Origin of the sequence: Rhodothermus bifroesti (assembly GCF_017908595.1) — a bacterium.
Classification (GTDB): domain Bacteria; phylum Bacteroidota; class Rhodothermia; order Rhodothermales; family Rhodothermaceae; genus Rhodothermus; species Rhodothermus bifroesti.
The window spans coordinates 665,001-680,138 of record NZ_JAGKTL010000001.1; the positions used below are offsets into that span (position 1 = coordinate 665,001).

Sequence of the window (15,138 nt, forward strand, 5' to 3'; positions counted from 1 at the left end):
AGGCGATGGATAACGGGTTAATATTCCCGTGCCACCTAAAGGCGTTAACCTGAGGCGGGACGCAGAAGCGTAAGGTCCGCGCCCTGACGGAATAGGGCGTTGAAGCCCGTAGGCTGGGTGGTAGGCAAATCCGCCACCCGCTAAGGCCGAAAGGCGACAGTAGGGGGACCCGCAAGGGAAACCCATAGAGGCCCCAAGCACGCTGCCAAGAAAAGCGTCGCAGGTTGCCTTTGGGTGCCCGTACCGGAAACCGACACAGGTGGGCGAGGCGAGCATCCTCAGGCGCTCGAGTGATCCGTGGCTAAGGAACTCGGCAAATTGGCCCCGTAACTTCGGGAGAAGGGGCGCCTCCTCCCATCTAAAAGCGGGAGGGGGCCGCAGTGACCAGGCCCAAGCGACTGTTTAACAAAAACACAGCTCTCTGCGAACTCGTAAGAGGACGTATAGGGAGTGACACCTGCCCGGTGCCGGAAGGTTAAGGAAGGGGGTTAGCCGCAAGGCGAAGCTCCCGACCGAAGCCCCGGTAAACGGCGGCCGTAACTATAACGGTCCTAAGGTTCATCGCGAGCCTTAGTAAAACCGAACTATATGCGGGGAACCCCTCAAACAGCCAGGCAGTACTCGCCTGCCCCAAGCAGGCAGTAAAAATCTGCAGGACATGGGGGCAATCCGCAGGGAAGGCTCTCCCTAAAAAAGGGAGAGAACCCTCAGAGACTTTACGTTCGGTCCCGCTAGCCTATGCTTGGGGGACAATCTTGGTAGCCGTGCAAAAGCGATCATGAAACTTGAAGCACAATGGGTTGTGGGTTTTGTGGATGGAGAAGGATGCTTTCATATAGGCATCAATGCCCATCCCGAAATGAACACAGGCTACCAAGTGATCCCCGAATTCGTAGTGGTGCAGCACAAGCGGGACGTTCAGGTGCTCTATGCCCTCAAAGCTTTCTTTGGGTGCGGTGTGGTGCGTCTTAATCATGGCGACCGTATGGCGTATCGGGTGCGAAAGTTCGAACACCTGCGTCATCGCATCGTGCCCTTCTTTGAAAAGCACCCGCTAAAGACAAAAAAACGCCTAGATTTTATTGCGTTTCGGCGGGTTTTGCTCTTAATGGAGAAGGGTGAGCACCTAAACGCCGAAGGGCTTGAGCGCATCCGGAAAATTGCAGAACGGATGCATAGGCAGCGGGAAAGATAAAGTCCGGCTCCTCTGGAAACAGAGCGAGGTAAACCGAGCGAAATTCCTTGTCGGGTAAGTTCCGACCTGCACGAATGGTGTAACGACTTGGGCACTGTCTCGGCCACGGGCTCGGTGAAATTGTGGTGCCAGTGAAGACGCTGGCTACCCGCCGCGGGACGGAAAGACCCCGTGCACCTTTACTGCAGCCTGGCATTGACGCCGGCCAGGGCGTGTGCAGGATAGGCGGGAGGCTGAGAAGCCGGGGCGCCAGCTCCGGTGGAGCCGCCCTTGAGATACCGCCCTCGCTCTGGCTGGCGCCTAACCCACGGCCGTTATCCGGTCGGGGGACCGTGTCAGGTGGGTGGTTTGACTGGGGCGGTCGCCTCCTAAAGAGTAACGGAGGCTCCCAAAGGTCCCCTCAGCACGGTCGGTAATCGTGCGTAGAGTGTAAGGGCATAAGGGGGCTTGACTGCGAGACACACACGTCGAGCAGGGGCGAAAGCCGGGCCTAGTGATCCGGCGGTTCCGCATGGAAGGGCCGTCGCTCAAAGGATAAAAGGTACGCCGGGGATAACAGGCTGATCGGGGCCAAGAGTTCACATCGACGCCCCGGTTTGGCACCTCGATGTCGGCTCATCGCATCCTGGGGCTGGAGAAGGTCCCAAGGGTTGGGCTGTTCGCCCATTAAAGCGGTACGTGAGCTGGGTTCAGAACGTCGTGAGACAGTTCGGTCCCTATCTGCGGCGGGCGCAGGAGGCTTGCGCGGACCTGTCCCTAGTACGAGAGGACCGGGATGGACGGACCTCTAGTGTACCAGTTGTGCCGCCAGGTGCACCGCTGGGTAGCTATGTCCGGACGGGATAAGCGCTGAAGGCATCTAAGCGCGAAGCCCACCGCAAGATGAGGCCTCCCCTACGGGCCGTCCGAGACGAGGACGTTGATAGGCGGCAGGTGTAAGCGGGGTAACCCGTTGAGCCGAGCCGTACTAATCGCCCGTGTGACTTAATCCCTCCCCTTTTACAGGCAACGAACAAGGCGCACTGCGCTGCGCCGGTTTGCCCTTACCTTGTAGCGTGTCACATGTCATCGGTATGCGTCTCTGGTGCCTATAGCGCGGGGGAAACACCTCTTCCCATTCCGAACAGAGAAGTTAAGCCCCGCAGCGCCGATGGTACTGCCGGGTTACCCCGGTGGGAGAGTAGGTCGGTGCCAGGGACCCTTGGTTGACGAGCAGGTTGTGCTGCGACTGCAGCCCAGCCTGCTCGTTTTTTTATTGCTTGCAAAAAATTGGGTAATCTCGGATAGAAGTGTCCCCTCGGGCGTACTCTTACCACTTGCCTAAACGCAACCTCTATGGCTGAAACGCTGCTCCAAGAACCTGAAGTCACGCTCGAGCTGGCCCGTCAACACGGCCTTACCGACGAAGAATACGGCTGGATCGTCGAAAAACTAGGCCGCACACCTACCTTCACCGAACTGGGCATCTACGCGGTCATGTGGAGCGAGCACTGCTCCTACAAAAACTCCATCGCTGTGCTCAAAACGCTTCCCCGTGAAGGCCCAGCTTTGCTGGTGGCAGCCGGTGAGGAAAATGCAGGACTGGTAGACATTGGCGATGGACTGGCCGTAGCCTTCAAGATCGAAAGCCATAACCATCCCTCAGCTGTCGAGCCTTACCAGGGAGCTGCAACGGGCGTTGGCGGCATCCATCGCGACATTTTTACCATGGGGGCCAGGCCCATTTGTGCGCTCAACTCGCTACGCTTTGGCCCGCTTGACAATCCACGCGTACGCTACCTGCTCGACGGGGTTGTACGCGGCATTGGCGACTACGGCAATGCCTTCGGCGTGCCTACGGTAGCCGGTGAGGTCTATTTCGACAAAGCCTACGAGGGCAATCCGCTGGTGAATGCAATGAGCGTGGGCATTGTGCGCGTGGGCCAAACCGTTTCAGCAGCTGCCCGAGGTAAAGGCAACCTGGTCTACATTGTGGGATCCGCCACAGGGCGTGACGGCATCCACGGCGCTACATTTGCCTCTGAAGAAATTAGTGAGGAAAGCGAAGCCAAACGCCCCAGCGTGCAGGTCGGTGACCCCTTTGCCGAGAAACTGCTCCTGGAAGCTACGCTCGAAGCCATTCAGAAGGGACTGGTTGTGGGCATGCAAGACATGGGTGCTGCCGGGCTGACTTGCTCTTCTTGCGAAATGAGTGCACGGGGGAAAAGCGGCATGGTGCTCCACCTTGAGCGGGTTCCGGTGCGCGAAGCCGACATGACCCCCTACGAAATCATGCTTTCCGAAAGCCAGGAGCGCATGCTGGTTGTTTGTGAACCGGATAAAGCTGCTGCCCTGGAGGAGGTCTTCCGCAAATGGGACCTGCACGCTGCGTGCATTGGCCAAGTTACCGACGACGGACACGTGCGCGTCTACTGGCATGGCCAACTGGTTGCCGATGTTGAGGCCGAACACCTGGTCCTTGGGGGCGGGGCACCGGTCTACCATCGAGAAGCCCAGCGGCCAGCGTATTTAGACCATACGTTGGCCTTTGATCTAGCTACGCTTCCTGACGTCTCTCCTAAAACGGCAGGGTCCGTGCTCTTGCAGCTGCTTAGCAGTCCAAACATTGCTTCCAAACGATGGGTGTTTGAGCAGTACGATACGATGGTCCGCACCAACACGGTAGTAGGACCAGGTCCTAGCGATGCCGCTGTCGTGCGTATTAAAGGTACCCAAAAGGCCTTGGTTGTCAAGGTTGACGGCAACGGCCGCTACGTCTACCTCAATCCACGCCGTGGCGGGCAAATTGCGGTCTGTGAGGCTGCACGCAATGTCGTCTGTGCTGGCGGACGTCCACTAGCCATCACCAATTGCCTGAACTTCGGTAACCCCTACAAACCAGAGGTTTACTGGACCTTTAAAGAGGCCGTGGCCGGTATTGGGGAAGCCTGCCGTGCCCTGGGGACCCCTGTTACCGGGGGTAACGTCTCCTTTTATAATGAAAGCCCTGAAGGAGCCATCTTCCCTACACCCACCATCGGTATGCTGGGCTTGCTGGAAGAGGTCTGCTGGGCTACGACAGCCAATTTCAAACAGCCAGGCGACGTGATTTTCTTGCTAACCCCGGCCGCTTGGTTACATCGTAACGATCTCGGAGGCTCTGAATACTTGGCCTACGTGCATGGCATTACCGCAGGGGACGCTCCCCATTTGGAGTTAGCAGAAGAAAAAGCCGTGCAGGAGGCGCTGCTTACTTTAATTCGGGCTGGCCTCGTGCAGAGCGCGCATGACGTGTCGGATGGCGGGTTAGCGGTGTGCCTGGCCGAATGTGTGATCTTTTCGCCCGGTCTTGGCGCCACGGTTAGGATTCCTGATGCTGCTGCAGTGCGTCGGGATGCCTTGCTTTTTGGAGAAGCCCAGTCGCGGATTGTTTTTACAACCTCTGCTGCATCCAGTGCTGAAGTCTATCGGCTATTGCAGGGACGCCCGGTGCAGCTTGTGCCTATAGGAACCGTTGAGGCTTCAGAACGACTGGTGATGTACGTAGGCGAGACCCAGGTGCTCGATCTGGAGCGGGCTCAGCTAGAACAAGCCTATGAGGCTGCAATCCCTGCCTGGTTTCAGGGCGCCTAAGGGAAACCCATCCTATAGCGTCATGTTGAACCCCCCTAGACTTTGTGTAACTAGAAAACCATGACCATGGGTGAAAACGTTAAGTACGTCACGCTGACGGACGACAACTTTGAGGCCGAAGTGCTTCAGTCCGAAGTACCTGTACTGGTCGATTTCTGGGCTATCTGGTGCGGTCCCTGCCGCATGATTGCGCCGGTCATTGAGGAATTGGCTGCAGAATACGAAGGACGCGCCAAGATAGGAAAGTTGGACGTCGATCAGAATCCACGTACTGCCATGCAGTATGGCATCCGCGCTATTCCCACGCTGCTCTTTTTCAAGAACGGACAGGTGGTCGATCAGCTTGTTGGCGCAGCGTCGAAAAAAATGCTTGTAGAGCGTTTGGAGGCGCTGGTAGGTGCCGAAGCCGCTTGACAATAAAACCACAATAGAGAGCTTATGGCGCAGCTAGAGGTGTCGGCTTTTGATGGTGTTGACTTTGATCATGCAGAGCACCGCACCCTGGTCATCATTGGCACGGGACCAGCGGGCCTGACGGCAGCACTCTATGCTGCTCGGGCCAATCTGGCTCCGGTAGTGTTTCGGGGACCAGAGCCTGGAGGGCAGCTCATCACAACCACAGAGGTAGAGAACTACCCAGGTTTCCCTGAGGGGATTCTTGGGCCTGAGCTTATGCAGCGCTTTGAGGAGCAAGCGGCGCGCTTTGGCGCAGATTTGCGCTACGGTACAGTAACTGCAGTGGACTTCTCGCGCCGACCGTTTCGCCTGCTGGTGGATGATCAGACGCCTATTTTAGCCGATGCGGTGATCATTGCTACCGGTGCCTCGGCCAAATACTTAGGGCTGGAAAATGAGCGTCGGCTAATCGGTCACGGCGTTTCCGCTTGTGCTACCTGTGACGGTGCCTTTTTCCGTGGGCAGGAAGTAGCCGTGGTAGGCGGAGGGGACACGGCTATGGAAGAAGCTCTTTTCTTAACGCGCTTTGCCACCCGCGTCTACGTGATTCATCGCCGAGATCAGCTCCGTGCTTCAAAAATTATGCAGGAGCGTGCTCTAAAGCACGACAAAATCACCTTTATCTGGAACACGATCGTGGAAGACGTGCTGGGCGAGACGGAAGTGGAGGGTCTGCGCCTGCGGAACGTTCAAACGGGGGAACGTTCAGAGCTCGCTGTCAAAGGACTGTTTGTGGCCATTGGCCACAAACCTAACACAGAGATTTTCCGGGGTTGGTTGGAAATGGATGAGCAAGGTTACATCAAAACGCAGCCCGGCTCAACGCGTACCAACATCCCCGGGGTGTTTGCCTGTGGTGACGTGCAAGATCGCGTCTATCGGCAGGCGGTTACGGCCGCAGGCTCAGGGTGCATGGCGGCTATTGATGCCGAACGCTGGCTGGCCGAGCAAGCGTACGCCACAGCGCCTTCGATCCTTTGACAGGCTAGGAGCGGAACAAGTGTTTCAGGACGAACCAAACGTTTTCCTTGCGTTCCCGTAAGCGGCGATAAAAGTAGGGTAGCCATTCTGTGCCATAAGGCACGTAGACCCGCACGCGGTAGCCTTCACCTAGCAGCTGGCGTTGTGCTTTGGGCCGAATGCCATAAAGCATTTGAAACTCAAAACGATCGTGGCTGATCTGGTGCTGGGCTGCAAAGTGTTTGGTGGTTGTAATCAGATACTCGTCGTGGGTAGCAATGCCTGGGTAGCGTCCTTCGAGAAGTAGGCGTTGCATATATTCGATAAAACGGGCGCGAATGGTGGGCATGTCTTGATAAGCAATGCTTGGAGGCTCTTTATAAGCACCTTTGCAGAGGCGCACGCGGGCTTTTAAGGCGCACATGCGGGCTACGTCTTCACGGGTTCGCTTGAGGTAAGCCTGGAGTACGGGACCGACATGGTCGGGATAGTCAGGATAAACCGTTTCAAAAATACGCAACGTGGAGGCGGTGAGGTCGCTGCCCTCCATGTCGAGGCGGATAAACACGTTACGTGCCCGTGCTGCTTCGAGCAACTGGCGCAGGTTGTCCAGGCAAAAAGCCTCATCGATTTTCTGCCCTAAGGCAGAAAGCTTAAGCGAAATGTTTGCGTCACGCAGCCGGCCAGCGTCGCGTTCGTCGGCGACCACTTCGATAAGCTGCTGGTAGGCCTGCTGGGTATGGAGTGCTTGGTGACGGTTATGTACGTACTCCCCCAGCCGATCGACAGTGACGTAGAGCCCTTCGGCCGAAAGGGCCCGCAGCACAGGTAACGTGGCTTCAAGTGATTCAGCTGCTACAAAACGGCGCGCCAAGAGGAAGGGAAGTCGTACAGACATACGGCAGGTGCATAGGTTGCAAGCGCTTCCAAAAATACGAGATTTGGTAAACCTAATCTTCGAGGGCTTGCGAAAGATCTGCCAATAAATCATCAATGTGCTCTAGGCCGATCGATAAGCGGAGCAGGTTGGGGGGTGTTGAGGTATCGGGGGGTTCGATGGAGGCGCGGTGTTCGATAAGGCTTTCGGTCCCACCCAGACTGGTAGCCCGCATAAAGACGCGCGTGCGGGCAGCCACTTTCAGGGCACGGGTGGCATCACCGGCAACTTCAAACGAGATCATGGCCCCAAAGTCGCGCATCTGGCGACGGGCCACTTCGTGGCCAGGGTGGTCAGGTAGACCAGGGTAGTGCACCCGGATCACTCCCGGATGCTGCGCTAAAAAGGTGGCAATGACTCGGGCATTGGCGCATTGCTGGCGTAGCCGCACTGCCAAGGTGCGCAGGCCGCGAAGCGTTAGCCAGGCGCTAAACGGATCAAGCACAGCACCAGCGGTTTGTTGAATGGTGCGGATGCGCTCAAAAAATGCATCTGCTTCCCGGGCAATAAGCGCGCCGCCCATCACATCAGAATGCCCCGAAAGGTACTTGGTAAGCGAATGCAGCACCAGGTCGGCGCCCAGGTCCAGAGGACGTTGAATGGGGGGAGGAGCCCAGGTGCTGTCGACCACCAAACGTGCCCCCACTTCCCGCGCCAGTTGGGCTAAGGCTGATAGGTCCGTAATCTGGAGTAATGGATTCGAAGGAGTTTCTGCCCAAATCAGACGCGTGTTGGGACGCACAGCAGCACGTACGGATTCCAGATCGGAAAAATCTGCCGTAGTGTAAGATAAAACTTGTTTTACGAAAATCTTTTCAAGCAAATTTCGCACGCCATAGTATACGTTTTTTGGGATTAAAACATGACTTTTTACTTCTAAAGCCTGTAGCAAGGCTGTAGCAGCAGCCATACCTGAGGCAAAGACAGCGCAGGCTTGGCCACCCTCGAGGTGTGCCAAGAGCGTTTCCAGTTGATGGCGGGTGGGGTTAGCATGGCGGCTATAGAGATAGCCGCGTGGATAGCTGCCATCTGGGGCGCGTTCGAAGGTAGTGCTCAGGTAAGGTGGCGACACCAAAGCCCCGGTTGCAAGATCCGGCTCGCAGCCGGCTTTGGCGAGCAAGGTTTCGAGCTGCAAGGGCTGGTACATCTTTTGTAAAAAGGCGTGCGCGACATCAAGGCTTTCTCATCAACTACTAAGGGCATCTGTTTCGTTCCTTGAAGTAATGCTTGCTGATGCGCAAATGACAATGCCTTCTCGCCTGGAGCGTGCCAGGTCTTTGCTTCGACCGCTTTTTTACGTGACGCTTTATGTGGTGTTTTTTGGAGGAACATTGGCCGGACTAGGCATTGTCGGATTAGCGTGGTTGAAAGGCTGGGGGCTGCCAGTTATTATCTTGGGTTTGTTGCTGTTCGTGGCGGCTTTGGGGGCCAGCTTGTATCTCCTCAGGCACCAGCATTCCGAAGCCCTGGAAGTCTACCACGCCTTTTTTACGCATGCCCTGGAAGGCATTTTCCGGGCGGATCTTTCAGGTCGCCTGCTGGAGGGCAATCCTGCTTTGGCTCAGATGCTGGGCTATGCGGATGCAAAGGCGCTTGTTGGACAAAACCTAGCCCAGATGCTGGCCGATGAGACGCTATGGAGCCAATTGCGGTCTCGGCTAACGCTGCAGGGTTTGGTCTCAAACTATTACTTGCCGCTGCGTCGCCGAGACGGGAGCCTATGGTGGGCCCGAATGAATGCCTGGTTACGACAAGGACTGATAGAGGGAACGCTAGAGGACGTTTCGGCCTGGCAGCGCACGGAAGCTGCCCTAAGAGCCAGTGAAGCCCTTTATCGATCACTCTTAGAGCAGCTCCCCGTAGGAGTCTACCGCAGCACGCCAGAGGGGGTGATTCGGGCGGCCAATATTGCAGCAGCGCGCATGCTGGGCTACGATAGCGTTGAAGCCTTGCTGCGCGTAAATGCGTGGGACGTTTACGTGGACGTGAGCCAGCGAGAAGCGTTTTTGCAGCAATTGCAAGCCCGAGGCGAAGCCTTCGCGGAACTGATGCTGCGCCGTGTCGATGGGACGGTGGTCTGGGTGCAGGACTACGCGCGGCGCATTGAGGACCCCGAAGGCCAGGTGTACTTTGAGGGGGTTTTGATTGACGTGACGCGGAGCCATGCGACTGAACAAGCGCTAGACGAAAGCGAGCGGCGCTATCAGCTGCTCATGGAGCAGCTCCCCGAGCCGGTCATCGTGCACGACGCGCAGCATATTCTGTACGCCAATCCAGCAGCTGCAGCGTTTGTCGGTGTGCAAACGCCTGAGCAGCTCATCGGACAGTCGCTTTACCGGTTCTTACAATTTGAAGAAGCTGATGCCCTGCAACGCTATCTGGACGTGGCTGCACGGCGGGGACGGCCCCTTCCAGTCAGTGAGCAAAAAATCATCCGCGCCGATGGGCAGGTGCGCGACGTCGAAGTGATCAGCGCGCCGATCACATATCAAGGACGGCATGCCTTTCAAGTGGTGTTGCGCGACATTACCGGGCGCAAGCAGTACGAGCAGCAATTACTCGAGGCCAAGGAGCGCGCCGAAGAGATTGCCCGATTGAAGTCTACGCTTTTGAGCAACATCAGCCATGAAATCCGCACGCCCCTGGCCGGTATCATCGGCTTTGCCGAAGTGTTGGAAGAAGAGCTCGGTGAGCCGCATCGCGAGCTGGCTGGGTTAATTCGAAACAGTGGACAGCGGCTGTTGGAAACGCTGAATACCCTCCTCGACCTTGCGCGCATTGAAGCTGGCGCGTTTACCTTGTGTCCTGAGCCGTTTGATTTGGTCGAGGAAATTCGGCAGACGGTGCGGCTGTTTGAGCCAATGCTACAAGATAAAGGGCTGCAGTTAAAGCTGCAGCTTCCAGATAAACCTTTCCGGGTCTATTTAGACCGCAACGGAGTGCACCGCGTTGTACTGAACTTGGTCTCCAATGCCGTAAAGTTTACCGATCAGGGCGAGATAACCATTACGCTTCGCGTAAAAGATGAATGGCTCTGCCTTGAGGTCAGCGATACCGGGATTGGAATTGATCCCAACTTTTTGCCGCACATCTTTGAAGAATTCCGCCAAGAAAGCGATGGGCTCACGCGCACGCATCAAGGTAGTGGGCTGGGACTGGCCATTACGCGTCGCTTGGTAGAAATGATGGATGGACGCATTGAGGTGCATAGCGTTAAAGGCCAAGGCAGCCGGTTTACGGTTTGGTTGCCTTTCCAGCTTTCGCAAAAAGCTTCCTCCCCTGCGGCTTTAGCAGATGGAGCCTCGCCGAACCAAGGGCGTTGACGTTTTGCTTGAATGCACTGATTACGTAAGGGCTATGAATCCAGAACTTGCCCAATTGCGTCGCGAATATGCCCGCCAGGCACTCGACGAAGCGCAACTGCCAGACGATCCGCTGACGTTGTTTCAGCAGTGGTTTAAGGAAGCGTTACAAGCAGAGGTGGCCGATCCCAATGCCATGGTACTGGCTACCGCCGATATTTCTGGGCGTCCTTCGGCGCGGGTGATGTTGCTGAAAGATTGCGATACCCAAGGCTTTGTGTTTTTTACAAATTATGAAAGCCGCAAGGGCCACGAACTTACCGAGAATCCTTGGGCTGCGCTGGTGTTTTGGTGGGCGGCTTTGGAGCGCCAGGTACGTGTCGAAGGACGCGTCGAAAAGGTTTCGGCCGAGGAGTCGGATGCCTACTTTCAAACGCGTCCGCGCGAAAGCCAGCTAGGTGCTTGGGCTTCGCCTCAAAGCCAAGTGATTCCCGATCGGGCGACGCTTGAGCATCGCGTGGCTGAGCTTATGGCCCGTTTCAATGGGCAAGAGGTGCCGCGTCCCCCTTACTGGGGAGGTTTCCGGTTAATTCCCGAGGTGATTGAGTTTTGGCAGGGACGGCCTGGCCGGCTACATGACCGGATTCGCTACCGGCGGACGCCACAGGGTTGGGTGAAAGACCGTCTGGCCCCTTAACCTCAGGGGATGCGGAGTTGTCGATCAGTAAGGTGCTCCACTTCGGCACGTTCCACAATGTGCCAATGCGGGGCGCTCAGCCTGCCGCTGCTGGTGCGGCTAAAAGTAGCCCGTAGAAACAGTTCTTTCGCCGAAGGTTGGGCTCCCTTGAAACTGAAAGCACCCCAGTGAAAGATCCAGTAAGCCTGGGTAGGGTCAACGCCTAAGCGGCGGCCAACGTGCTCAGCCAGATAGCGAGCGTCGGCTACCGTTGAAGGTCCAGGGTTTTCGGCGAGCTCCCTTAGGACGACCACGTAGGCGCGTTCGGCACGGGGTGCGGTTCGATAGAGCTGTACGCGACAGCGCCCTTCGGCTTGATACCCTTGCCAGACCCACAGCGTGTCGATCAACGGTTGGGCGTTTATCGGGGCGACCCAAAGCAGCCCAATGGTCAAGGCCATAAGCTGAATAGCGCGAGACATCAATGGATACAAATTGTCCCTAATCCCTAAAAAGGACACGCAAAAATGGCCTATGTAACCCTTATTGATCCAGAAACCCTAGCGGCCCATTTGGATGACCCCGCTTGGGTAGTGGTGGATTGCCGTTTTTCGTTAACCGATCCAACTTATGGCCGTCGCGCTTATGTACAAGCGCATATACCTGGGGCCGTGTATGCGCACTTAGAAGAAGATCTTTCAGGGCCAGTGGTCCCCGGAAAAACCGGTCGGCACCCGCTTCCAGATCCGAAGGCATTGGCCGCCACCTTTTCGCGTTTAGGGATCGAGGCGCATCTTCAGGTGGTGGCTTATGATGATGCTGGCGGCGCCATGGCCGCAGCACGGCTTTGGTGGCTTTTGCGGTGGTTGGGGCATGACGCCGTGGCGGTACTCGATGGGGGATGGTCACGCTGGGTTCGGGAAGGCAGGCCAGTCCGCAGCGGAAGCGAAGCGCGCGAACCGCGAAGCTTTAAGCCCCAGGTGCGTTCTGAGTACGTGGTGACAAGCGAAGAAGTGGCACGTGTGCGGACAGACCCAGCGTGGCGGCTCCTGGACGTTCGGGCTCCAGCGCGTTTTCGGGGGGAAGAAGAACCCATTGACCCGGTAGCCGGCCATATTCCTGGGGCCTTGAATGCCCCATTCGCCGAAAATCTTACCGTAGATGGGCGTTTTCGTTCACCTCAGGAGCTGCGTGCGCGCTTTGAGGCTTTACTAGGGCCGGTACCGCCAGAGCGGGTGGTCTGTTACTGCGGCTCTGGAGTTACGGCTGCGCATACGCTTTTGGCTATGAGCTATGCGGGGTTGCAAGGAGCGCGACTGTATGCGGGTTCGTGGAGTGAATGGATTACCGATCCGGCGCGGCCGATTGAGCGTTGAGAAAAAAACAAAAGCTGTTTGTTCAAATTGCAACTGTTGCCTAAAGGGAAATAACAGCTACGTCATTGTAAGGTGGCGATAAAGGGCTTCAACCTGTTGGCGAAGCTGCTCTAGCGATCCCGTGTTTTCTAGGACAAAATCGGCCCGTGCTCTCAGGATTTCAGGGGGGAGCTGGTGTTGCATGCGGGCACGTACTTTTTCAGGAGGAATACCGTCGCGTGCTACAACCCGGCGGATGCGCTCTGCTTCGGGGGCATCAACCACGAGTACATGATCTACTAGCCGGTCGGCGCCGGATTCAAACAGCAGTGCTGCTTCTAAAATCAGTAAAGGTACCTGTGCACGTGTGGCCTGCTTGCGGGCTTCTTGGAATGCGTGGAGCACGTGCGGGTGGACCAAGGCATTGAGCCGGCGAAGAGCGTTAGGATCGTCAAAAACGCGTTCAGCCAAATAAGCTCGGTTAAGCTGTCCATTGGGCTGGTAACTTTCGGGCCCAAACGCATCCAAGATGGCTTGTCGCAACGCAGGGTCCTCGGTCATAAGCCGTTTAGCTTCATGGTCGGCATAGAATACGCGGGCGCCCAGGGCTTCAAACAGGCGGCAGACTGTGCTTTTGCCACTTCCAATGCCGCCGGTAACGCCTAGGGTGGGGACTTTCAAAGCTGCCATGTTAGGGAAAAAGTGAGGTTAGGAAAGCGGCCGCGTTCACCGTTCCAGGCGGCCTTTCGGATGCGGTCGGCCGTGGCCGAAGGCAGCGGTCCATAAAGACGTCGGTGCACGCGTTGTAGTAGCAACCAGCCTTCTAGGGTAAACTGAAGCGCTTGTTTGGCCTGCCAGCGCAGGGCGCACGTTGGGCCAAACTGTACAATCCACAGCTGCCCAGGGCGGTTAACAAGCGCTTGTGTGCCTGTTTCTGTGAGGTAGGCCACAAGCAGGCTGGTCGCATAATCCTGGCGAAGAAACAGACGAAAACCGATGCTGCTGGTTAGCTCTGGGTTGCGGCTTTCCAAGCGAAGCCAGGCGGTATAGGTACGCAGCGTGTCAAACGGAATTTCAGCAAAGCGGCCCCAGAGCAGTCGTCCTAGGCGGAGTTCGCTATAGCTTCCTTGGAGGTGAAGATGCAGGATTGAGGTAAGCGCGTACTGCATTTCAAGGCGATATCCGAGTTCGCGGGCCGATTGGTCCTGCCGCTGGCGACCGGGTAATACAAAGTCCGCCACGGTATAAGCAGCGCGCACGTGACTTTGGAGGTGAAGCAAGGTGCGGGTGCTGGGCGCGAAGCGTAGGCCAGGTTCGAGGCGTAAAGTGCGTTGGACGTAGTTTTCGGCTGAGCGCGCGCTTTTCAGGTAAACCAGGTGGTAGTAGGTGGCTTCTAGGCCAATTTCGGCCTCGAGTGTTGAGGTCAGGCGCCAGCCCAACTCGAAGCGCGCCTGCTGTTGCAGTTCGTCCCGGTCGTCGAGGTTGACCTCCGGGGTGTCGTGGCGCAAGATAGTACTCAAAGCACGAAGGCCAAGCGTTAAGCGACCCGTTTTGAGGCGGCCTTGGCCTCCAAGCGTTAAATGCCCTCGGGCATAGTCGGCTTGTTGGAGTAAAGTGGCTTTTTGAGCTGCCTGGGCAAGCGGAAGGTGTTCTCGGTTGGTAAGCAGTCGCGTTTCTTCTTCAGCCCCGGTTTCGAGCATAAGGTGCAGCATCCAGGGATTGCGGCTATAGGTAAGTGCCGCGGTACCGTTGAGTTGGCGGCGGTTAAAGCGTGTGTTGAAAAACAAGGCATTGGGGGGTGTGTGGAAAAACCATACCTGTCGGATTACGCTCTGGCCTTCAAACCCAGCGGCAAACTGCAGTTGAGGCATCAGGGGGAGCTCCAGGTTCAAGCTGCCCCAGAGTGTGTCGTTGCGCGTGGCTTCAACGGACTCGCTCGAGGAAGACGGGTTGTTTCGGTTAAGAAAGGAGACCGCTTGGTAGGTGTCACGGCGCAGCCGGGCTGCGCGGAGTTGCACGTCAAAGTTGAGGGCATCGGATTGATGCTGAAGCATGCCGCTTAGGTAAGCGGTTGTCCGCTGTCGTGGGGTCAGTTGCTGCTCGAGAACGCCAGCTTCCAAGCGCATCTGCACAGGCCATTGGGCGGGTGGCATAAGTTGCAGGCGCATGCCCAAGGCAGGTCCATAATCGGTGCGCAAGGGGGCTTGGGTTGTGCCTTGAGGTGTGCCTGGGCGTTGATCCAATCCTAAACCTAAGGTAGGCTCAAGCCAAAAACCGGCATTAGGCTGATAGCGCAGCCCCGCCAGGATCTGCTGCGTCAGCACGCGACCTGCGTTAAACCAGAACAGGCGACCGCTGAGCAAAGGTTGGAGTCGCCGCGGTTGTGAAGCCGTCAAAAGCCAGCTTGCGGTCGACTCGTCGCGAAAGTCCAGGCGACCCTGCCCTAGCTCGTAAGCATCGCTGGTAAAGGTTTGATGCCAGCTGAGCTGCCATGCACCCCAGCGGGGCTGTAGGGTTAGAGTGGCTGCCCACCCATAGCGGCTGACGTCCCGCAAAAAGCTTGTTGCAACGGAGCCGACAGGTTGCCCCCAAGCCGGCAGCTGCAAGACAAGCAGTCCCAAGGCGGTCAGCCAGCGGTGCATGCC

The 15,138-nt window shown here is 57.0% G+C and carries 11 protein-coding genes and 2 rRNA genes (1 of these 13 cut by a window edge); 8 read left to right on the forward strand and 5 right to left on the reverse strand.

Annotated elements, in window-relative coordinates; translation table 11 throughout:
• The 5 genes from J8E65_RS02830 to trxB all read left to right on the forward strand — a co-directional run.
• Positions 1-2,187, forward strand: a 23S ribosomal RNA gene (locus tag J8E65_RS02830); it begins 1,438 nt to the left of the window's first position.
• Positions 2,188-2,275: 88 nt separating this feature from the next.
• Positions 2,276-2,392: ribosomal RNA gene (rrf, locus tag J8E65_RS02835) — 5S ribosomal RNA — on the forward strand.
• Positions 2,393-2,530: 138 nt separating this feature from the next.
• Positions 2,531-4,807, forward strand: coding sequence for a phosphoribosylformylglycinamidine synthase subunit PurL (gene purL / locus J8E65_RS02840; protein ID WP_210373852.1), 2,277 nt, complete (start codon positions 2,531-2,533; stop codon positions 4,805-4,807).
• 66 nt (positions 4,808-4,873) lie between these two features.
• Positions 4,874-5,221, forward strand: a complete 348-nt coding sequence (gene trxA, locus J8E65_RS02845; protein WP_210374059.1) for a thioredoxin — start codon at positions 4,874-4,876, stop codon at positions 5,219-5,221.
• 24 nt (positions 5,222-5,245) lie between these two features.
• Complete coding sequence (trxB, locus tag J8E65_RS02850; RefSeq protein WP_210373853.1) at positions 5,246-6,244, forward strand: thioredoxin-disulfide reductase; 999 nt, start codon at positions 5,246-5,248, stop codon at positions 6,242-6,244.
• Positions 6,245-6,248: 4 nt separating this feature from the next.
• Here trxB and J8E65_RS02855 read toward each other — a convergent pair whose 3' ends face one another.
• Positions 6,249-7,121, reverse strand: coding sequence for a proline dehydrogenase family protein (locus tag J8E65_RS02855; RefSeq protein ID WP_210373854.1), 873 nt, complete (start codon positions 7,119-7,121; stop codon positions 6,249-6,251).
• Positions 7,122-7,173: 52 nt separating this feature from the next.
• A complete protein-coding gene (locus J8E65_RS02860) occupies positions 7,174-8,307 on the reverse strand; it encodes a trans-sulfuration enzyme family protein (RefSeq protein ID WP_210373855.1) in 1,134 nt (377 codons plus the stop codon).
• A gap of 94 nt (positions 8,308-8,401) precedes the next feature.
• On the opposite strand from J8E65_RS02860, the gene J8E65_RS02865 reads away from it, so the two are divergent.
• Together J8E65_RS02865 and pdxH are read left to right on the forward strand one after the other, a co-directional pair.
• Positions 8,402-10,483, forward strand: coding sequence for a PAS domain S-box protein (locus tag J8E65_RS02865; RefSeq protein WP_237181556.1), 2,082 nt, complete (start codon positions 8,402-8,404; stop codon positions 10,481-10,483).
• A gap of 34 nt (positions 10,484-10,517) precedes the next feature.
• Entirely contained in the window at positions 10,518-11,159 is a 642-nt protein-coding gene (gene pdxH / locus J8E65_RS02870; protein WP_210373856.1) for a pyridoxamine 5'-phosphate oxidase, read from the forward strand.
• Between the two features lie 2 nt (positions 11,160-11,161).
• Here the strand turns inward: pdxH and J8E65_RS02875 are convergent, their stop codons facing one another.
• Complete coding sequence (locus tag J8E65_RS02875; protein ID WP_237181558.1) at positions 11,162-11,620, reverse strand: hypothetical protein; 459 nt, start codon at positions 11,618-11,620, stop codon at positions 11,162-11,164.
• A gap of 45 nt (positions 11,621-11,665) precedes the next feature.
• Here J8E65_RS02875 and J8E65_RS02880 point away from each other — a divergent pair, with 45 nt between their 5' ends.
• A complete protein-coding gene (locus J8E65_RS02880; RefSeq protein ID WP_210373857.1) occupies positions 11,666-12,514 on the forward strand; it encodes a sulfurtransferase in 849 nt (282 codons plus the stop codon).
• Between the two features lie 57 nt (positions 12,515-12,571).
• On the opposite strand, the gene coaE is transcribed toward J8E65_RS02880, so the two are convergent.
• Positions 12,572-13,183: a dephospho-CoA kinase gene (gene coaE, locus J8E65_RS02885; protein ID WP_210373858.1), complete on the reverse strand. Its 612-nt coding sequence runs from the start codon at positions 13,181-13,183 to the stop codon at positions 12,572-12,574.
• Complete coding sequence (locus J8E65_RS02890) at positions 13,171-15,135, reverse strand: hypothetical protein (RefSeq protein ID WP_210373859.1); 1,965 nt, start codon at positions 15,133-15,135, stop codon at positions 13,171-13,173. The genes coaE and J8E65_RS02890 overlap by 13 nt, the downstream gene beginning before the upstream one ends.
• Positions 15,136-15,138: the final 3 nt, after the last annotated feature.